This is a genomic window from Fulvivirga marina (assembly GCF_016775155.1).
Taxonomy (GTDB): domain Bacteria; phylum Bacteroidota; class Bacteroidia; order Cytophagales; family Cyclobacteriaceae; genus Fulvivirga; species Fulvivirga marina.
On record NZ_JAEUGD010000042.1, the window covers coordinates 355,705 to 375,861 of the forward strand.

Sequence of the window (20,157 nt, forward strand, 5' to 3'; positions counted from 1 at the left end):
TATTCAGGCACATTTCTACAGCGTATTCTCCTCATTTCTCTCATATTATAAGACTCTTAATTCTCTCCTATTTAACCCTAAAATAGAGGCAATGAGGGGTTGTTAATGTTTTTTTATTCAAAAATGGGCATATTCGTGTTCATTATTTGAAAATGCGCATTTTAACAAGCTTCATATTATTTTTTGTAATACATGTTTCTTATGGTCAGGTTGGGCTTGCCAAACGGGCTTTGAAGCAACTTGAAAAGGGGGACTGGGTGAAGTCGACTGTTTTGGTAGATAAGGCTTTAGAGAAAGATAGCCTGTTACCAGCCACTTTGTATGCCAAGTCCAGGGTTCTGATAGATACTACCAGCTTACGGCCGGAGATTGATTCAGCTTATTTTTTTATACTTAAGGCTCGCGTTGTTTATGATAGCCTTGATGAAAAAGTAAAGAAACAACATGTGAAGGTCGGCATAGATAGTTTGGCTTTGGAGTTATTGAAGAACCGAATTGACAGTATTGCCTTCCAACGGGCACTGAAGACGAACAGTGAGGCTGGTTTTGTCAATTTTCTTGAAAAATTCAGTACTGCGGCAGAGATTGAAAAGGCCAAAAGGCTTCGAAATGAATTGGCGTATGCTTCGGCAAAAGCTGAGAATACTTATAAAAGCTATCAGCTTTTTATGGAGAAATACCCTGATGCTAAGCAGGTTGGTGAAGCCAAACAGCGGTATGAAAAACTTTATTTTAGTAAAAGTACGGCTGATGGAAAACTTAGAAGTTACCTGAAGTTTCTTAAAGAAAATCCAGATACCCCTTATCGGTATGAGGCTGAGGTAAATATCTATGAAGTAATGACAGCGGATAATAGCGTAGATAGCTATATCAACTTCATCAGGCAGTTTCCAAGAAGTAAAGTGAGGCCAAGGGCTATAGCCTTTTTATACCATGTGCTCAAAGAGGAGGGGAAGTACCTGCCAAAATCTATGGTGACAGACTCGTTGGCCAGGGTTATAACACTGGAAGGTAGAACTTTCGTGCCGGTACTTGAAAATGGTAAGTATGGATTTATGGATACTCAGGGAAACGAGATCATATCTCCTGTATTAACCCGAATTTTTGAAGGCGAACTTTGTGGTGGGATCAGGCGCGATTACTTGCTGACGGGTGATGAAATAGTAAGCCCGGGTAATGCATTAATCTATGCAGGAAAATACGAACAGGTTGATGATCTTGGCTATGGTCTGTTAAAAGTACGCCATGATGAAAAGTTCGGAATAGTGCATAAGTCTGGCAGGGTATTGCTGCCGATTTTATATGACGATGTGAGGCTGCTCAAGGGTATCTTTATAGCGTTTAAACGTAATGATCTGTGGGGGCTGAAAACAATTTCGGGAAGGGAAATAGTTGGAAGCGAGTTTACGGATATATCCATTCATGAGACTTTTGTTATCCTTGAGAAAGGGGATCTTATATATGCAAAAAATATAAATTCGCTGATAGTTTCGGTAGATAATAAGAAACTTGATCTGGGGCGCGCTTACAGCGACTTTGAATTGGTGAATGAAACTCAGCTATGGCTGGACTCGGATAATGGGGAGGCTGTCATTGATGCTGAACTCCATGAGATCATTCCTTATGCTGATCAAAAAATAAAGATACTGAAGAAAGGTTTTTTGATTAATAAAGATGGACGGTACTATGTGCTGAATGAAACGTACAGACCTGTGGATAAGGAACCGGCTTTTAAGGCTAGTGTAAATGAAGCTTGGGTGGCTCTAAGGAGCAAAGCAGACTGGTTGCTTTATGATAAAGATAGTTATACGCTGCGAAGCAGGAATCTGGATTCTCTGAATTTGTTGGGAGACTACTATGCTGTTATGTATAGGAATGATTCTGTGGTTGTGGTAACCCGTGAAAAATCATTGCTATTATCTTCTGGAGAAAAGTTGTCATTACTTTCATCTGTAAATGCTTCGCAATACCTGATTATTGACGATGGCAGGAAAAAGCGGATCTATAACCCAATGGGGCAACTAGTGTTTAGTGGTACCTACGATGATGCCAAACCTCTGGGTCCTCATTATATTGTTATCTCTCAAAGAGGCCGTAAAGGTATATTGTCAGATAGCGCCCAGGTATTACTTAGGGCAGAGTATGATGCCATTGCCAACTATCAGGATGGTTTTGTTTCTCTGCTTAAAAATAAAAAATTTGGACTTTACAATAAGGAAGCGAAAGTTTTGATTTCTGCGGAGTATGAAAAAAACATTCATCGGTATAACGATTGGGCATTTATTGCTATGAAAAGAGATAAACTTGGTCTGATCAGCCAGAACAATGATCAACTTACGGATTTCGCTTATGATGAGATCATGTACTGGAGTGATAGTGTTGCTTTGGTAAAAACTGATTACAGGTGGTCTCTATACAATTTCCAGTCTAAGCAAACCATTGATGAGGGCATAAAGACGTTGCAAATAGTGGCTCACAATAATGAAGAGCAGATTGCCATTGTCTTAAGAGATACAGGGTATGGTGTGCTAAGCAATAGGAGGGGTAAGATTATTTCAGCAACCTATAATGATGTGATCAATGTTGGTACTGAAGCTGAACCCATATTTTTTGCTGAAAAGCACATAGCAGAGGCAGATCTATACATTGTCATTTATTATGATATGGCTGGACACCCCATTCGCAAACAAACCTTTGAAACAGCTGATTATCCGTTGATATATTGTGACAACTGATTGTGTTCGAAGGTGGTGCTATTCAGTTCTATTTTCTTAATATTGTGCGCATTGGATATTTTTGTTTATCCGTGTTACATTGAAATTAATCAGACTAATGAAGAAATTATTACTGCTTGTACTGTTTATTAATCTGGCTGTTATTGCTGAAAGTCAGGCCCAAAAGCCCAAGCTAGTGGTTGGAGTTATAGTTGACCAAATGCGTCAGGAGTACCTGGTGCGTTTTCAGCCTAGATTTGGAGAGGAGGGTTTTAACAGAATGATGCGTGAGGGATACGTTTTAAAAAATGCACATTTCAATTATGTGCCAACCTATACTGCGCCGGGTCATGCTTCTGTATACACAGGCTCTACCCCGGGTGTGCATGGAATCATTGGCAACAACTGGTATAATAAAGAATTGAAGCGAATGGTTTATTGCACTGATGATGAAAGAGAAAGTACAGTAGGTAGTCTTTCATCGAAAGGCGAAATGTCTCCGCACTATTTACTTTCGACCACCATAACAGATGAACTCAGGCTATTTACCAAAAGGCGATCTAAGGTTGTGGGTGTTTCTATCAAAGATCGTGGTGCCATTTTCCCTGCTGGCCATCTCGGTCAGGCTTACTGGTACGACAAGGAAACGGGAGATTTTATAACCAGTACTTACTACAGGGAGAAGCTTCCGCCATGGGTCAGTCAATTCAACAGCAAAAAGAGAGCGAATTATTATTTGTCTAAGACGTGGGAGCCACTTTATGATATAAATACATATACGGCTAGTGATTCGGACAGGTCAAAATATGAAATGCCTGTAGGCGATAGAGAGGCCGTTTTTCCTTACGACTTGTCTCAGAACAAGGAGGACTATGAAAGTTTGGCGACTACCCCTTTTGGTAATGATATACTAGCTGAATTGGCCATGGCTGCTATTGAAGGCGAAGAGCTTGGTAGAGGTGATGATACCGATTTTCTTGCGGTAAGTTTTTCATCTACTGATTATATTGGTCATCATTTTGGCCCCAACTCCATAGAGCTTGAAGATACTTACCTGAGGCTAGATAAGAATTTAGCTGAGCTAATAAGTATGCTTGACAGGAAGGTGGGAAAGGGTAACTATGTTTTGTTTTTAACCGCAGATCACGCTGTAGCTGAGGTGCCCCAGTATTTAATAGATAACAAGGTGCCTGCTGGCTATTTCACGGAGAATATTAAAGAAAAAGTGAGAGAAGCCCTAACATCAAAATATGGGGAAGGAGACTGGGTTGAAAACTTCAGTAATCTGCAGGTCTTTTTTAACAGAAAGCTTATGCTGGAGAGAAAGGTGCCTTTACATGAAGCTCAGGAGTTTGTAGCAGATTACATAATGCAATTTGATGGTATAGCAGAAAGTTATCCGGCATATGTTATTAACTGGATGGATTATGGTACTCAAGGCATAAAGGGACTTTTGGCCAGAGGCTATCACCAAAAAAGATCGGGAGATGTGTTATTCAGTCTGCAGCCAGGGTGGTTCATAGGTTGGGACAAAACAGGTACCACACACCACTCTGCATTTACTTATGATACACACGTGCCTATGCTTTGGTATGGGGCAGGGGTTAAAAAGGGGGAATCTTATCAGTACCATCCGGTTACAGATATAGCACCTACACTTTCCATGATGTTAGGTATAAAATTACCGAGTGCAGCTACAGGGCAGCCTATATTGGAATTGTTGCAAAAGTAGTCAGTACGATGGTGAACAATACGTTTTTACCTGCTTACAGTCAAAAATTAGCAGAAATGATAGCGTTTGTATACTAATTATTAAATTAGCCTCTAGCGTGCAAACATTGATGAACATAAAATATTCATATGCAAGAGCAATTTAGCAATCGCTGGGGTATAGTACTGGCCTCTTTGGGTATGGCCATTGGTGCTGGTAATCTTTGGCGATTTCCACGGCTTGCCGGGCAATATGGCGGCTCCTTCCTGATCCTCTGGATCGTATTTCTGTTGATCTGGTCTATACCACTCCTGATGGCTGAATTTTCCATCGGGAAAAAATATAAACTCGGCGTTATTGGCTCGTATGGTAAAATAGGTGGTAAAGGGATGACTTGGGGAGGCTTCTTTATAACACTTTGTACACTAGGTATTGCCTTTTACTATGCTATCGTTACTGGTTGGGCTTTGCAGTATCTTGGCCTGTCGACTAAAAATCTATGGGCGTTTATAGGTGGAGGCAATACGCTGGCTGATGAGTTGGCAGCAGATCCTACATATCTTGATCAGTATTGGAACTCTATAGCCAATAATAATCCCTGGACGATTGTCTTGTACATAATTGCCGTTATCGTGGGTATATTTGTGCTCACCAAGGGTATTCAGAATGGCCTGGAAAAAGCCAATAAAATTCTAATCCCTACATTATTCATTCTGTTGCTGGTGATCACCGTTATGGCGCTAAATATGGAAAATGGATATAAAGGCCTGGAATATATGTTCTTAATTGATATCCGACACTTTTCAAATCCGACCATCTGGATTGAGGCATTGTCACAATCTGCCTGGTCAACGGGTGCAGGGTGGGGTCTGATCATGACTATTTCTTCATATTCGCGGAAGAGTGAAGATGTTGTTTTAAATACTTTTATAGGAGGTTTTGGTAATAATACAGCTTCGTTGATGGCCGGAATGGCCATACTACCCGCAGTTTTTGCTCTGGCAGCCAGCGAAAGTGAGGCTATTTCTTATCTTCAAAGTGGTAATCAGGCCCTAACTTTCACTATCATACCTAAGCTGTTCGCGACAGTTAGTGGAGGTGCCGTGCTTTCTTTTATTTTCTTCTTTGCTTTCTTTCTTGCTGCTTTTAGCTCCCTGCTACCTATGCTGGAGTTGTTTATCAGTAACCTGAGGGATATGGGGATCACACGTACTTCAGCAGCAATCAGGGCTGCTGCATTTTGTATAGTTTTCGGGTTCCCTTCGGCATACTCGCTCAATTTCTTTAACAATCAGGACTGGGTATGGGGTATTGGACTTATTGTTTCAGGACTTTTAATTATTGTGGCGGTTCTTCGGTATGGGGTATCGAGGTTTAAGAGAGATTATATCGATTCAGATTCGGATTTTAATGTACCTTCAAAGTATTTTGCCATTGCCCTCATCTTTAATGTGTTCTTTGGAGCTATTCTGATCTATTGGTGGATGTCTCAGGGGTACTCTCAGAATCCCTGGTTTAATGATAGTGGAAGTTGGAATGTCTTTGATGTTTATAGCAATGCATCAATAGTTACGCAGTGGGCTATGGTGATCATCGCAGGAATACTTTTGAATAAATATTTATATAACACCTTTGTAAAAAATAAGTCATGAGTACAGCAGCAATAATATCTATGATCCTCATTGTTGGTACTGTCATGGGTGGCTTTATTTTTTTCCTCAGGTTAGCTATGAAAAAGGAGTCTGAGAGGAAAAAGGGTGCAGAGTAATCTGTTTTATCAGTTAGTCTGCTCCCTTTCAGAAAGACATGAGATATAAGTAACAAACCCTTAAGGTGATATGTCTTACCTTCCTCATAGTGCTTATTTCAACGGAAGGGATTAAGGAATATCGATTTTAGAAACGACAGGTTGTTTCAGTGCTGCGGCCTTTTTTAATCAGTAGAGGGTGATTGATTGACTACAATAGCTATTTGGTTGCCATCAGGATTAATGGTAAGGCGGGTTATACCTGATAAACCAAACTCAGAAAGATCAGCTACTTTAACCCAGTCTCTGTCAAAAGCAGCATGGAATTTATAAAGAGTACTGTCACTGCCCATAAACATGGTGCCATCGGGCGCCCAGCACATGTCTTCCGACCCATTCACGACATTAATGATCTTTCTTGTAGTACCAGCCACTGGTTCAAAAGATTTGATTTGCCAGGGGGCTTGCTCCTTGCTTATAAAACTGATCGACGAGGTGTTGGGTATTCTATGTAGTGATCGACCTATATTTGAGTGTTTGGGTGAACATTCATCTTTGGCAAGATTACAAATTTGTAGGGTAGGCGGTTCGCCCAATACAAATACTGCCAGTATATTTTCATCAAACCAGCAGTGATATCCTATTTTTAGGTCTTTAATTAAAACTTGGGACTCCTGCGTATCTTGAAAGTGTCTGTAAAGTAATTGAAGTCCATTGGTGTCAAGCCTGATATATGAAAAATCCTGGCTATTGGGAATTGGAGTGGGAGAGTATTCGCTGCCACCTTCTGTCCAGGTAAGCCAACTCCATGAGTATTCCTGAAATTCAACCTGGGCTATGTCGGTTTGGCTATTACGGGTTGATACGTAATACATCGAACCATCAGACAAAAAGTGAGGTTGGTTGTCGTAACCGACATTTTGATAGGTAACATTGAACGGATCCGAAATAGAATAGTCGGTTCCGTCATGGCTCAAATCAAACACATAAATTTCAGTGTCGTTTTGCGCGGTCCCAATTAAGGGATTAAAAAATAGCGCAGAGAGCAAGGACAAAAGTTGAGTTTTGGCAATTCGTCTCATTAGAATAGGTCTGTAAATTGATTGAGTGGGGTCTTCAATTTACATAATTTTTCAAATGATGTAACCTGTTTTGTAAATAATTGAAGGTTTTACAGTTTTAACTCTTGTTTTGCCCTTGTTCTACATGTTAATTACTCATCTTTTAATGAATCTACAGGGTTTCGTAAAGCAGATTGTATAGACTGCCAACTGATGGTACTTAGGGCTATGAAAATACAGATGAAGGCCGCTACAAAAAATACCCCGGGTCCCATCTGCATTTTATAAGCAAAGCCATCAAGCCACCTGTTCATAACAAACCATGATATGGGAATGCCAATGAGTACGGCTATAATAAAAAGTTTGATATAATCCTTAGATAATAAGGTTACTATGCTGAATAGCGATGCGCCTAATATTTTTCTGATACCTATCTCTTTAGTTTTTAAGGCAGCTGCATATGTCGTAAGGCCAAACAAACCCAAGCAGGCAATCAGGATCGCGAGTCCGGAGAATGCAGTGAAGATTTTTCCAAAACGTACATCTGCTTCATATTGCTTATTAAAGCTGTCATCCAAAAAACTGTAGATAAATGGACGCTGTGGAACTAAATGTGCCCATTGCTGTTCAATATCAGAAATAGTTGTGTTCATTTCATCTGCAGATACCTTTAATGATAAGTGGCGTAACGAATTGGATGGAGCATAGCGAATAGAAAGGGGCTCTACTTTGGTGTGGAGCGATTTGTAATTGAAATCCTTTACTACCCCTACTATTGTGCCCTCACGTCCCCATTGAGTGAATTTTTTACCGATAACATCGTCCATTTTTGTGTAGCCATACAATCTGGCGGCGGCTTCATTGATAATGAGTGCTTGCGTAGTATCTGAAGGAAAATCTTTTGAGAAAGCTCTACCCGCTGCCATTTCTATTTCATAGGTCGGAATAAAATCCTGATCGATCTCGTAAATTCCAGGGTTATGCATGATCATTTCACCGTCTGCAGATTCGATGGTTGTGCCTGCATTTGGAAAGAAAGCCCCGGGTACAGCTCTGGAGGCACTGACCTTACTAACTTTTGGATGTGCCTTTAGCTCAGCTTTGATAGACTCGGCTTGTCGCTGTACTGCACCATCCCAGCCAAAATCAATAACCAGCATTTGATCATCAGAGAACCCCAGGTCTTGTGTGCGCAGATGGTTAAGCTGTGTATAAATAACAGCGGTGCCTACAATTAGAGACATGGAAAGCGTAAACTGGAATACGACAAGAACCTTTCTTAATGAAGTGCCCCCTGAGGAAGTTTTGTAATTGCCTTTTAGTACCTGAGAAGATTTGAATTTTACCAAAATCCAAGCCGGATAACTGCCCGAAAGAAGCCCTATTAGAAGGATAGAAACAGCAAACAATAATGTGAACTGCCAGGAAAGCAAGTCTGAGAATAAAAGTGCTTTACCTGATAACTCTCGTGTGAATGGCAGTACAAGGGCTATTAATGCTATGGCTAAAGTGGCTGCCAGTATAGTTAACAATATCGACTCTAAAAGGAATTGGCCAATCAATGAGTGCCTTTGAGCTCCAACTGTTTTTCTCACACCAATTTCTTTTGCCCTTTCCATAGACCTGGCAGTAGAGAGATTCATGAAATTGATACATGCAATGAACAAAATAAAAGCGGCAATAAACGAAAATATATAGATGTTGGTGTAGCTCCCGGTTGTCCCTGGTTGTCTTGCTGCCTTGGAGTGCAGGTAAGCATCAGAGAGAGGTTCCAGGGCTATGGTATTATCCGCTTTGTACCATTCGGGTCCGTTGTGCTCAATGAAATCAGGTATCCTGCTTTCTAAGGACTCAATATGAGTATTTTCTTTAAGCAGGAAGTAAGTATAAAAATCGACATATCCCCATGCATCAAATATCTCTGGTCGCCAGATTTGAAATGTTGTCATAGAGATCAACCCGTCAAAAGTAAAGTGTGAGTTAGAGGGGACATCTTCCATAATGCCGGTAACTACAAACGTTTCAGTTTGGTCTATAGTAATGGTTTTTCCTAAAGGTTCGTCATAGCCAAAATACTTCATGGCCGTACTTAAGGTAAGTACAATGCTGTTAGGCTCTTTTAGTGCTGTTTTTGCATTTCCGGAAATGAGGTTCCAACTGAATATATCAAAAGCAGTCGAGTCAGCAAAAACCATATTGTCTTCCTGAAATCTTTTACTTCCATGTTCAAATAATAGCTCAACAGGACTGGTGAACCGGAAGTAGCTTTCTATTTCCGGGAAATCGGCTTTCAATGCAGGGCCTACGGGTGCACTGCCCCAAACCTGGAATTCTTCCGGGGAAGGCGGTGGTAAAGTTCCCGGGCTTTCCGCATTTCTATAGACATGCAATACCCTATATATACGATCGAAATTCTTGTTATAACGGTCATATGACAGTTCATCGTTAATGTAGAGCAAAATGAGCAGGCAACAGGCTATACCTATTGCCAGACCAGTAATATTGATTATAGAAAAGGCTTTATGCCTTAGTATATTTCTTATACCTACTTTGAAATAATTTTTGAACATTCCGTATTGGTTTAGTTGATAACTTCCTGATAAAGGACGAATGATACCGGGTCTAAAGAGTCGGGCTACATCTTTTGTGTAGTTCCATTTTGCCGCTTTTACTCCTTTTACTCTGGTAGTTGTTTCAAACCTTTCGATCAGGTCACCTTCAATATCCTCCAGGTAGTCTGGATGACAATACCAACGTAAAAAAAGGCTGGGCCAGCGGGGTGGGGTAGGGTTGCTTATTTGATCCATTATTTGTTTAATGAAAAGTTAGGGATTGCTTCCCAAAGACTAAGTCGTTGCTCTTTAACTTCGGTCAGTACATTTTTTCCGTAAGTGGTTAGTGAAAAGTAACGCTTCCGCTTACCGCCTCTTACATTGGTAGCTTCACCAAATTGCGACGATAGGTACCCTTTTTTTTCAAGCCGTCTTAACACGGTTTGTAAGGCTCCGATACTTACCTGCCTACCGAGCCTACTTTCCATTTCGTTGATAATGGCTACTCCATAAGCTTCATCAGCCAGAATTGCTACCGTCAGCATTACGATTTCTTCAAACTCTCCAAGATGATGTTTACTCATTTTTGTATATTTTTCTCAAATGTAGTTAAAATGATTTTCTATAAAAGAACAACGGAATAATTTTTTTCTTAAATGTAGTTTTTATGGAAGACAGGGTAAATGTACATTACCCTGTTTATTCTATTTATTCATCTTTAAGACACTTTACAGGATTGGCTCTTATTCTGATTGAAGGTTCTTTATCGGATTTAACAATGCAGCTTTAATAGTGCGATAGCTTACGGTAATGATGGTGATAGCAATTGCAGCCATACCGGATATTCCAAATACCCACCAGGAGATCTCGATTTTGTAATCATAGCTGTGAAGCCAGTTGCTAAAAATATAATAGGCAATGGGTGAAGCGATAAGACATGCGATGATAACCGGATAAATGAAATTCAGAGATAAGGTCCGCCAAAGGTTAGATAGTGAAGCTCCCAATACTTTTCTAATGCCAATTTCTTTAGTTCTTTTTTCAGTAATAAACGAGACAAGCCCGAACATCCCGAGGCAGCTGATAAAAATGGCGAGGATGGCAAATATAGAGACAAGTTTGCCAGCCCGCTCTTCAGCCCTGAACTTTGCACCATACTCCTCATCTATAAAATTATAGTTAAAGGGTGCTGACGGTGCAATACCTTTGACTACTGTTTCCATACGGGTTAAAGCTTCGGCAATGTGAAGTTCAGGGGTAAGCCTTACGAACATAAATGGGAGCTCATGATCCGTTAAAAACATTATTGCGGGTCGTGGAGCCTGGAAAGGGTCGCCTTTAATCATATCCTTAACAACTCCTACAATGGTAAACCTGTTGCCGCCAAAGTAATCTCTGGAAAAACGGAGCTCTTTACTAACAGCTTTGTCAAATCCCATCAGCCTTTTTGCTGATTCGGTAATAATAACTGATTTGGAAACGTCAGAAGGAAGGTCGCTGGTAAAGTCGCGGCCTTCGGTTATTTCCCAGTCAATTGTTTTTCCATAATCATAGTTGACCACTATTGTATTGAATGAGGGGTCAAATGAGGGCGATTTTCCATCCCAATCGAAACCATTATTATTTCCTAAGGTATTTGTGATGGGGTAATTAGCTTCTCCCACTTCCATTACAGCGCCCGATTTCTTTAATTCTGTTCTGAAGGTTTGGTATTTGCCATACATCTCTCCTGATCGCTTGGGAATTACCAAAAGGTTGGCCTTTGAATAACCTGAGGGACGGTCTTTGGCATGTTGGATTTGCTGATATACCAATATGGTGCCGCTTATGAGTAGTATGGATATGGTAAATTGGAAAATTACCAGTGTTTTTCGAAATAAAACCCCCTTTCTACCCGCATTGAATCCGCCTCTCAATGATTTTATAGGATGAAGCGCTGATAGGTAGAGTGCTGGGTAAGTGCCTGATAGCAGGCCCGTTATAAGGGAGAGGCCTATTCCAAATGACCAAAACCAGGGATTACTTACCGGAAGGGTTATTTCCTTAACTGCTATGTTGTTAAACCAGGGGAGGACAAGGGTCGCAATAATCAGGGCTGATAAAAAGCTTAAAAATGCTAGAAGGGAAGATTCAATTAGGAATTGACTCATGAGCTGCATGCGTAGAGAACCAAGGCTTTTCCTTATGCCTATTTCCTTAGCGCGCCTCTCGGCAGCTGCAGTACTTAAATTCATAAAGTTGATGCAGGCCAGAGCTAAAATAAAAATTGCAGCAGCACCGAAGAGCCAGACAAACTTGAGCCTTTTACCATTGACAGGTTGTCCATTTTCAAATTCCGAATGTAAGTGCCATTTATCCATGGGAAGAAGAAAAAGATATCGTTTGCCTGATTCTTCATCCGTATGGGGTAACATGAGTTCTTTGATCAGTGAGGATACTGTTGATTGTTTTACATTGGGTTTGGTTTGTACATAAGTGTGGATAAAGTAATTGTCCCAAGCTGTTAAGTCAGACCACCCATGGATGTAAAGGTCCAGTGGAGCAAAGTATGAAGCATTACTAAAACTGGTGTTGTGTGGGAGGTCTTGATATATACCTGCAACCACGAGATTGGTGTTACCATCCATAGTTATCGACTGATCCAGTGGATTTTTATCTCCAAACAGTTTTTTAGCCAGGGTTTCGGATATAAGTATGGAGTGCATATCCTTCAACCCATTGATGTCTCCTTTTAGCATATTTAGGCTGAATATTTTAGCACCTGCAGGTTGCATAAAGTACCCTGACTCTGTAAAGTGACCTTTATCAGAAGTGAAAATTCTTTCTTCAGGCCGTGAGCGTATCATGGCCACTTCGTCAAAATAATTAGAATAGTTATCCTTTAGCAAAGTGCCAAGAGCGGGAGGCAGGGAGGAACCAACCTTAATATCCTCTCCAGGACTGTGATATGCCATCATTACCTGAGAGATATTGTCCATATTGCTATGGTAGCTATTAAATGAAAGTTCATCGTAGGTCCATAGGCCAATGAGAATTACGACAGTCAGGCTAACCGTAAGTCCTCCCAAGTTAATTAATGAATAGCCTTTGTTTCTAAGAATATTTCTAAGACTGATCTTGAAGTTGTGTTGATACATGATGTTGAGTTTTGAGTTATTTGACCGATAATTTTTAATAGCAAATGGCCGCAGGTATTGGAATACCTGATACCAGTAGTTGACCTTAGCCCGCAGTACTGACCTGTGTACAGCGGTATAATGAAATTTCTCTTCCAGATCACCCAGTACTTCTTCTGCTAATTCCTCTTTTAGGAACCAGAGCAGTAGAACCTCAGCTAACCGGGGTGCCGTATGGTTGTTGTTATTATCCATTGGCAAAGCCTGGATATTGTTCCCAGAGTGATGTTTTGAAGTCCCGGGCTTCTATAAGCACTCGTCTTCCCGTTGCAGTTATGGTGTAGATGCGTTTTCTGCGCCCACCTCTTTCGGGAGATGAATTACCCATTTCAGAGGTTAGGAACCCTTTTTCTGATAGTCGGTTAAGTGTTGAGTGTACTGCTCCTATTGATACTGCCCTTTGAGTCTGTGATTCAAACTCCTCAGCAATTTTAAATGCATAGGCCTCATCTCCCAAAATGCCAACCAAGAGGAGTAGTACCTCTTCAAACTCTCCTAAACGTGTTTCTTTCATTATATTCTAAATTGTAGAACTAATATACAGAGTTAAATTTAATTTGTTCTGCTTTTTAGAAACATATGTTTGGTTGATGTGTGGCAAACGATTGGTTTCAGTGACTTTATAAAACCAGAAAAAATGATGTTAAATGTGATTATTTAGTATTTTGAACATCGTAAATCAGGTAGACAATGGCAGAAAATCAAGAAGGCAATTCTTTAGCAGATCAAAAAGCGAAAGCTCAGGAAATACTTGAGCGCAGTCGTACGGAAATAGCCGAAAAGCACGTGAAGACCTCCAGAAATACACTGTATGTTTTGGCAGCACTCTTCTTTTTATATGCCATCCTTTATGGTACTGGTGTATTGGCCAATGATATTGTGTCTTTGGTGTTTTACTCGATCATAGCAATTATTTACATTTTGTTAGCCTTATGGACGAAATCCAAGCCACAAACGGCTGTTATTTTAGGTTTGGTGTTGTATCTTCTGAACATTGCATTAATTGCCTCTATTGATATCAATACGCTTTATCAGGGGTGGCTGATCAAAGGTATAATCATTACTTATCTCGTACGGGGAATATTGGAGGCGCGTAAAATACCTAAGAAAAAGACAGTGGATACTGATACGCTTGATGGAGGCTTGGTGTAGGCGTTGGATAAATAGTCTTATTTGTTTTGAGGGGAGAAGAATTCGTGGCTCAATATTAATGTTTCATGATATTTGTCAAACAGGCTTAAGTCATTGTGTGTGCCTTGCGGTATAATCACCAGTTTCTTTTTACCAGAATAGGCCTTATGAAGGTTTTGTGCATGAGAAACAGGAATTAGGGCATCATTGCCTCCATGGATCAGCAGTATTGGACAATTAACAGAATCAAGCTTGCCGATGTTATCAAAATGGAACTGTAGAAATAGCGAAGGAAAAAGGAAAGGCATCTTTTGAGTAGCTAATTTTTTCAGGTTTGAAAATGGAGATTCCAGTACCAACCCTTTTGTGAGACGTTTACTGGCCAAGTCAGTGGCTATACCACTGCCAATAGAGCGTCCATAAATAATGATCTCGTCAGGGGAGAAGTCTTTCTTATCAGTTAGAAAGTGAAACGCAGCAAAGGCATCGAGGTATAAGCCTTTTTCTGTAATTTTTCCAGAACTCTTCCCGTAGCCGCGATAATCGATGATTAGAATGCTGTAACCGAGTGAGGTGAAGTCATCAGCTACTTGTTGCCAGCCCGCCAGACTTCCTGCATTGCCGTGGAAGTACAAGATAACCTCACTTTTATTACCAGGAAAGAATAAGGCATTGATTTTCTCCTGATCTTCGGTGGTAAGAAATAATTCCTCTCCACCTTTAGCGAGGTCAAACCGGAAGTTTTTTGGTAGCTTTTCCGGATGGAATATCAATTTCTCCTGGGATAGAAATGCGGCCATAACGAGTATCAGATAAAGCGTAGTAGCTATAAAGATGAGTTTTTTAAGGCGATTTCCCATCTTCATAGATTTACAAATTAAGCCGTTTGCATTTGCTCATTCAGCACTTCAAGTCCTTCTTCAAAAGAATGAGGTTCATACCCCAGATCCTTGCGGGCCTTATCAATGATAAACCCTGTTTTTGGAGGCCTCTTGGCGGGCTGTTTGAACTTCGATCCATCTGTTTTGTGAATCAGGCTTTTGTCAAGCTTGAAGAAATCAGCGGTTTTGATAGCCATATCATATGGCGTAAGCATGTCTTTGCCGCTAATGTTGTAAATGCCCTTGGCCTTCTTTTTGGCAATGAGATAGCATCCTATAGCCAAATCTTCAGCAAGTGTAGGCGTACGCCACTGATCATCCACTACATTAATTTCTTTGCCATTTTCGAGGCTGTTCTTTACCCATAAAATGATATTGGAACGACTCATATCATTAGCAATACCAAATACCAGTACAGTCCTGGCAATTGCCCAGGAGATATTACTATTGATAATCAGGTTTTCAGCTTCCAGTTTGCTTTCTCCATAAAAATTCACTGGATTGGGCTTTTCATTTTCGTCCAATGGTCCATGGGAGCCATCGAAAATAAAATCTGTTGAGCAGTGTACCAGGTGTGCTCCGGTTTCTTCACAAGCTTTGATCAGATATTTTACTGAATTGACATTGAGATCAATACAACCTTCTTTTTCGGTTTCACACTGATCTACATTAGTCATGGCGGCTGTGTTAATGATAGCGTCTGGTTTGTATTTGCCTACCACTTCTAACACAGCTGCCTCATCGGTAATATCCAGCGGGTGGAACTCATAGTCGGCATAATTTTCAGGAAGCCGGTCAGAGTTTCTTGCTGTGGCAATTACGTCAATGTCCGTTTTGCCTGACATTAATTTTACTAGTTTTTGACCTAGCAGACCGTTGGAGCCTGTTATCAGTACCTTCATTACTTGTCTTCTTTTGGAAATTCGTAACCGTAGAGTTTGGTTATTTTTTTCTTTGGCATTTCTTCTACTTCAACCATCATTCTGATGTCAGAAGTAGGACGATCACGCTGGTCGGTAGGTTGAGCAGCTATTTTGTCAATAACCTCTAATCCATCTATTACCTTACCGAATACAGTATATTCATCATCGAGATGAGGTGCTCCACCTATCGTGGTATATGTCTCTAATCTTTCGGGGGCAATTTCTTTGGTAAGGTCCATTTGCATTACTTCAGAAATGTAGTCGCGCATCTCTATCAGTTTATTGCCGTAGGCTTCAGGGCCTTCTGTCTGGTAAATGTTAATTAACATTTGTTTTACAGAGTCCTGGTCTCCTCTTTCCATGAGCTGTCTGGCAGCAGCGCCACACTTATTCATATCGGTAGTAAGCTCTTTTTCAGTCCATTTCTTGCCCTGAACAATGTAAAACTGACTGCCGCTTGATTTTTTCTCAGGGTTGTTAGTTCTGGCGGCCGATAAGGCTCCTTTGGCATGGTAGAAGTCTTTGTCGAATTCGGCTGGAATTTGGTATCCGGGGCCTCCTGAACCAAGCGGCCTGCCAGGTTTTGCATTTTTAGAATCAGGATCTCCGGTCTGGATCATGAAATCTTCAATTACTCTATGGAACAACAAGCTGTCATAAAAACCCTCTTTAGCCAGTTTAACGAAGTTTTCTTTATGCTGGGGAGTCTCATCATAAAGAATGGCGTGCATATCGCCGTATTCAGTTTTAATGGTTATCAGGTAATCTTTTTCTGAAGCGCAGGCACTAAAAAGCATTGTACCAGCCAGCAACAGCATCAATAAGAAGTTACTTGCTCTCATGAGTTTGTTTTTGATTTAACTTTTCTTTTATATCTTCTAAAATTTTATCTCCACCTGCTTTTAGCACTTCTTCGGCCAGTTCCCGACCAATGGATTCAGCGTTTTCTGCAGACCCCATAATTCTTTTTCTTATGATTTTTGTTCCTTCCAGATCAACTATCCCACCTTTTATAGTGAGTGTATCTTCCTGAAGATCTGCAAGTCCAAAAACAGGTATGCTACATCCTCCCTGAAGTGTTTTCAGGAAGCCTCTCTCACAACGCAACCTTTTTTCGGTATTTTCATGGTTTACATATTTGCGTATAGCCTGCCTTTTCTCTTCGTGTAGTGAGGTGTAACATTCTACCGCTACGCTTCCCTGCCCTACAGGGGGGATAAATTTATCCAGTGGCAGTTTTGAGATTATCATGTCATCGTAGTCCATGCGGTGTACACCCGCGTAGGCCAGAAGTAGGGCATCACATACACCATCTTTCATTTTGGCGATACGCGTCTGTAGATTGCCTCGAACGGAAACCGTCTTCACATGAGGATAAAAATGTTTTAAAAGGGCTACCCTGCGAGTAGAAGAGGTGCCCACCACAATGTCCTCTTTGTCTAGAGAAAGGCACATATCCATACCCACCAAAACATCATTTACTACTTCTCGTTCTGTAAAAGCAATCAGCTCAAAGCCTTGGGGCAATTCTGATTGCATATCTTTAGCGCTATGCACGGCAATGTCAATGTTACCAAGTTGAAGTTGTTCTTCTATCTCCTCGGTAAATACCCCTTTACTTCCTATCTTGGAAATTGAAACATCTAATATTTTATCACCTTTTGTATCAATGGTGATTATTTCAGATTCAATTCCTCCTTGCTTTAGCAAAGCTGCCACGTGATCGGCTTGCCAAAGGGCCAGTTTGCTTCCTCGCGTCCCTATTCTGATTTTTTCCATATTATTTGATTATTCTGGCGATATGTAATGAAAGATCTAAAAACACCATTTTTGGGCTTGCATTTCGCTCTAAATGATAATGTGCTTCATTAATTAATGAAGAAATTCTGCTCACCTTGTCTCCATCCATGACCTTACTGAAATTTTCGATAAAGCTATCGATTTTACCACTGACTCTTTTAAGTTGTGGTGCGGCCTGGTAAACCAGTGATTCGCGCAACATGTTCAGGGCGTACACAAACAAACTCTTTTGAGCCACTTTGTTCATGCTGTGGAACTGGTCACTGCGGTTGACAAGCTGAGTGTAGTCTTTTTTGAAGCAGTCTCGCATCCAGTCGGTAAATAACTGGTGACTGTTATCTTCAAGGTTGCTAATTAGTTTAATGGCCTGGTTAAGGTCTCCGTCGGCTAAATGGGCAAGTTCTGCTGCCTTTTGCGAATCAACATTATACTGCTCTACAAGCGTAGCGGCTACATTTTCGTCAGTATATTTGGGTATTGTAACAATCTGAGTCCGTGAAAGGATTGTAGTTAATAGCTTTTCAGCATCATTGGAAACTAGTAGGAAAATAGTTTGCTCTGGTGGTTCCTCTAGTATTTTTAATATGCCATTGGCTGCAGAGGGGTGCATATACTCTGGTAGCCAGATGATCATAATCTTATAGTCACCTTCAAAAGCCTTTAGAGATAGATTTTTAACGATCTGACGGCTTTCTTCCTTTGAAATATTAACTTGTTTGTCTTCACCTCCAAATACACTTGTCCAGTTGTCAAGGTTTCCAAAAGGTGATTCTGTAAGGAATGTTCTCCACTCTTTCAGGAAGCTCGTGCTTACGACATCTTTCCCAGTAATATTTTTTGTTGCACTCACAGGCATAACAAAATGCATGTCCGGATGAATGAATTTAGTATTTTTAGAACAGGAAGGACACTTTCCGCATGAGTCGGTTTCGCTTTTGTTGGTACAATTGAGGTAGGCGGCAAAGGCCAGAGCCATAGGTAGGTTAGGGCTACCCGGTTTGCCTAAAAACAACTGTGCATGAGCAACCTGTCCATGGTTTACAGCATTGATTAGCCTTTCTTTAACATCTTCCTGCCCCTTGATATTGGCAAATTGCATAAGCTTTATTTTTTCTCCCAGTACCTGAATTCGGCGGTTATATCAAAAACATTTTTTATAATATCCTGTTCGGAGCTATCATATATCATACCACGTCGTTGCATGACCACATCTATAACTTCATTAACCCTATCAAGTTTGTAGGTAGTAAAGCCATTGGCACCACCCCATGAAAAAGATGGAATGAAGTTTCTTGGGAAGCCTGAGCCAAATATGTTGGAAGATACCCCTACCACGGTTCCGGTATTGAACATAGTATTGATACCACATTTCGAATGGTCTCCCATAATCAGTCCACAAAACATTTGGTCTGTATTTTTAAACCCACGTTTTTGGTAATCCCAAATTTTAACATCAGCATAGTTATTTTTGAGGTTAGAGGTGTTGGTATCAGCTCCTAAATTACACCACTCTCCGATAACGGAGTTGCCTAAAAAACCATCATGGCTTTTGTTACTGTAGCCAAACATTACTGAGTTACTCACTTCACCACCAACCTTGCAGTATGGTCCTATTGTGGAGTCTCCACGCATTTTAGCTCCCATGCCTATCTGGGCGCCTTCACATAACGCTAAAGAACCTTTGATAATGGCGCCTTCGTTAACTGATGCATTTTTACCTATATAAACAGGGCCGGTTTCTGCGTTGATAATTGCAGCTCTTATACTGGCTCCCTCTTCCACAAAAAGGTTTTCTTCTCCATAAACTACAGTGTGAGGATCTATAATATCCTCAGAGATGCGATCGTGTGTGAGTAGGTCAAAATCAAGCCTGAGTTGGGCGGCATTTTCATTGAATATTTTCCAGGGCTGGTCAATAATTACAGCCTCACCAGCGAATTGCTGTTGCTTTAATGTTTTTAGATGGTCATATTTATTTGAGCTGGTGTGTGCCGCCAGTATAGTCCCATCTTGTGCTAATGCTGTTTCAGCAGGCAGAGATCCTATTGCCTGTATTAACCCCTGGTTGGGACAAAGTGCTCCATTTATCCATATTTGGTTACTGCCGCTCAGGAAAGGATATTTTTCCGTAAGGTAGTCAGTAGTGTGAAAGGAAATATTACCTTCTAGCCTCTTATCCCACTTGTCAGAAATGGTGAGTATTCCCACGCGAATTTCTGCTACCGGTCTGGTAAACGTTAGCGGTAAGAGAGATTGTCTGATGAAAGGGTCATCGAAGAGAATAATATTCATGTATTTCAGTTTACCGTCAATGGGGTCTTGCGCAGCAACATGCTACAAAAACATATCCCGGCCTTTATTGGTCTTGTAGCTCATTTGAGCAGGGATGGGTTTGCTGTTTTGTTGCTTCACAGTACAAAAATAAAAAAGTCTTCAAGATAAGTTTATCCTGAAGACTTTT

Annotated in this window: 16 protein-coding genes; 5 read left to right on the forward strand and 11 right to left on the reverse strand. The window is 40.7% G+C overall.

Going from position 1 to position 20,157, the window contains the following annotated elements; all coding sequences use genetic code 11:
• Positions 1-152 precede the first annotated feature (152 nt).
• The 4 genes from JMN32_RS12215 to JMN32_RS12230 all read left to right on the forward strand — a co-directional run bounded on the left by JMN32_RS12215 (position 153) and on the right by JMN32_RS12230 (position 6,193).
• Entirely contained in the window at positions 153-2,735 is a 2,583-nt protein-coding gene (locus tag JMN32_RS12215) for a tetratricopeptide repeat protein (protein WP_202856608.1), read from the forward strand.
• A 97-nt stretch (positions 2,736-2,832) separates the two neighbouring features.
• On the forward strand, positions 2,833-4,446 hold the full coding sequence (pafA, locus tag JMN32_RS12220; protein WP_202856609.1) for an alkaline phosphatase PafA: 1,614 nt from the start codon (positions 2,833-2,835) through the stop codon (positions 4,444-4,446).
• Between the two features lie 128 nt (positions 4,447-4,574).
• Entirely contained in the window at positions 4,575-6,077 is a 1,503-nt protein-coding gene (locus tag JMN32_RS12225; RefSeq protein ID WP_238354445.1) for a sodium-dependent transporter, read from the forward strand.
• The gene (locus tag JMN32_RS12230; protein ID WP_202856610.1) at positions 6,074-6,193 is read left to right on the forward strand and encodes a MetS family NSS transporter small subunit; all 120 of its coding nucleotides are present in this window, start codon (positions 6,074-6,076) and stop codon (positions 6,191-6,193) included. Before JMN32_RS12225 ends, JMN32_RS12230 begins: the two co-directional genes overlap by 4 nt.
• Before the next feature lie 164 nt (positions 6,194-6,357).
• Here JMN32_RS12230 and JMN32_RS12235 read toward each other — a convergent pair whose 3' ends face one another.
• From JMN32_RS12235 to JMN32_RS12255, 5 genes are all read right to left on the reverse strand, one after another.
• Complete coding sequence (locus JMN32_RS12235) at positions 6,358-7,254, reverse strand: hypothetical protein (RefSeq protein WP_202856611.1); 897 nt, start codon at positions 7,252-7,254, stop codon at positions 6,358-6,360.
• Positions 7,255-7,385: 131 nt separating this feature from the next.
• Positions 7,386-10,040, reverse strand: coding sequence for an ABC transporter permease (locus JMN32_RS12240; RefSeq protein ID WP_202856612.1), 2,655 nt, complete (start codon positions 10,038-10,040; stop codon positions 7,386-7,388).
• A complete protein-coding gene (locus JMN32_RS12245) occupies positions 10,040-10,369 on the reverse strand; it encodes a PadR family transcriptional regulator (protein WP_202856613.1) in 330 nt (109 codons plus the stop codon). Before JMN32_RS12245 ends, JMN32_RS12240 begins: the two co-directional genes overlap by 1 nt.
• A gap of 159 nt (positions 10,370-10,528) precedes the next feature.
• A complete protein-coding gene (locus JMN32_RS12250) occupies positions 10,529-13,156 on the reverse strand; it encodes an ABC transporter permease (protein WP_202856614.1) in 2,628 nt (875 codons plus the stop codon).
• Positions 13,149-13,475 carry a PadR family transcriptional regulator gene (locus tag JMN32_RS12255; protein ID WP_202856615.1) on the reverse strand — a complete coding sequence of 109 codons (327 nt, stop codon included), beginning with the start codon at positions 13,473-13,475 and terminating at the stop codon, positions 13,149-13,151. Before JMN32_RS12255 ends, JMN32_RS12250 begins: the two co-directional genes overlap by 8 nt.
• Before the next feature lie 176 nt (positions 13,476-13,651).
• On the opposite strand from JMN32_RS12255, the gene JMN32_RS12260 reads away from it, so the two are divergent.
• Positions 13,652-14,113, forward strand: coding sequence for a hypothetical protein (locus JMN32_RS12260; protein WP_202856616.1), 462 nt, complete (start codon positions 13,652-13,654; stop codon positions 14,111-14,113).
• A 17-nt stretch (positions 14,114-14,130) separates the two neighbouring features.
• On the opposite strand, the gene JMN32_RS12265 is transcribed toward JMN32_RS12260, so the two are convergent.
• Genes JMN32_RS12265 through JMN32_RS12290 form a run of 6 tightly spaced genes read right to left on the reverse strand, consistent with a single transcriptional unit; the run spans position 14,131 to position 19,988 of the window.
• Positions 14,131-14,958: an alpha/beta hydrolase gene (locus JMN32_RS12265; protein WP_202856617.1), complete on the reverse strand. Its 828-nt coding sequence runs from the start codon at positions 14,956-14,958 to the stop codon at positions 14,131-14,133.
• An 11-nt stretch (positions 14,959-14,969) separates the two neighbouring features.
• Entirely contained in the window at positions 14,970-15,875 is a 906-nt protein-coding gene (locus tag JMN32_RS12270; protein WP_202856618.1) for an SDR family oxidoreductase, read from the reverse strand.
• A complete protein-coding gene (locus tag JMN32_RS12275) occupies positions 15,875-16,738 on the reverse strand; it encodes a peptidylprolyl isomerase (protein WP_202856619.1) in 864 nt (287 codons plus the stop codon). Before JMN32_RS12275 ends, JMN32_RS12270 begins: the two co-directional genes overlap by 1 nt.
• Positions 16,725-17,675, reverse strand: a complete 951-nt coding sequence (gene hemC, locus JMN32_RS12280) for a hydroxymethylbilane synthase (RefSeq protein WP_202856620.1) — start codon at positions 17,673-17,675, stop codon at positions 16,725-16,727. Before hemC ends, JMN32_RS12275 begins: the two co-directional genes overlap by 14 nt.
• A 1-nt stretch (position 17,676) precedes the next feature.
• Positions 17,677-18,795 carry a DNA polymerase III subunit gene (locus JMN32_RS12285; protein WP_202856621.1) on the reverse strand — a complete coding sequence of 373 codons (1,119 nt, stop codon included), beginning with the start codon at positions 18,793-18,795 and terminating at the stop codon, positions 17,677-17,679.
• A 5-nt stretch (positions 18,796-18,800) separates the two neighbouring features.
• Positions 18,801-19,988: a GlmU family protein gene (locus JMN32_RS12290; protein ID WP_202856622.1), complete on the reverse strand. Its 1,188-nt coding sequence runs from the start codon at positions 19,986-19,988 to the stop codon at positions 18,801-18,803.
• Positions 19,989-20,157: the final 169 nt, after the last annotated feature.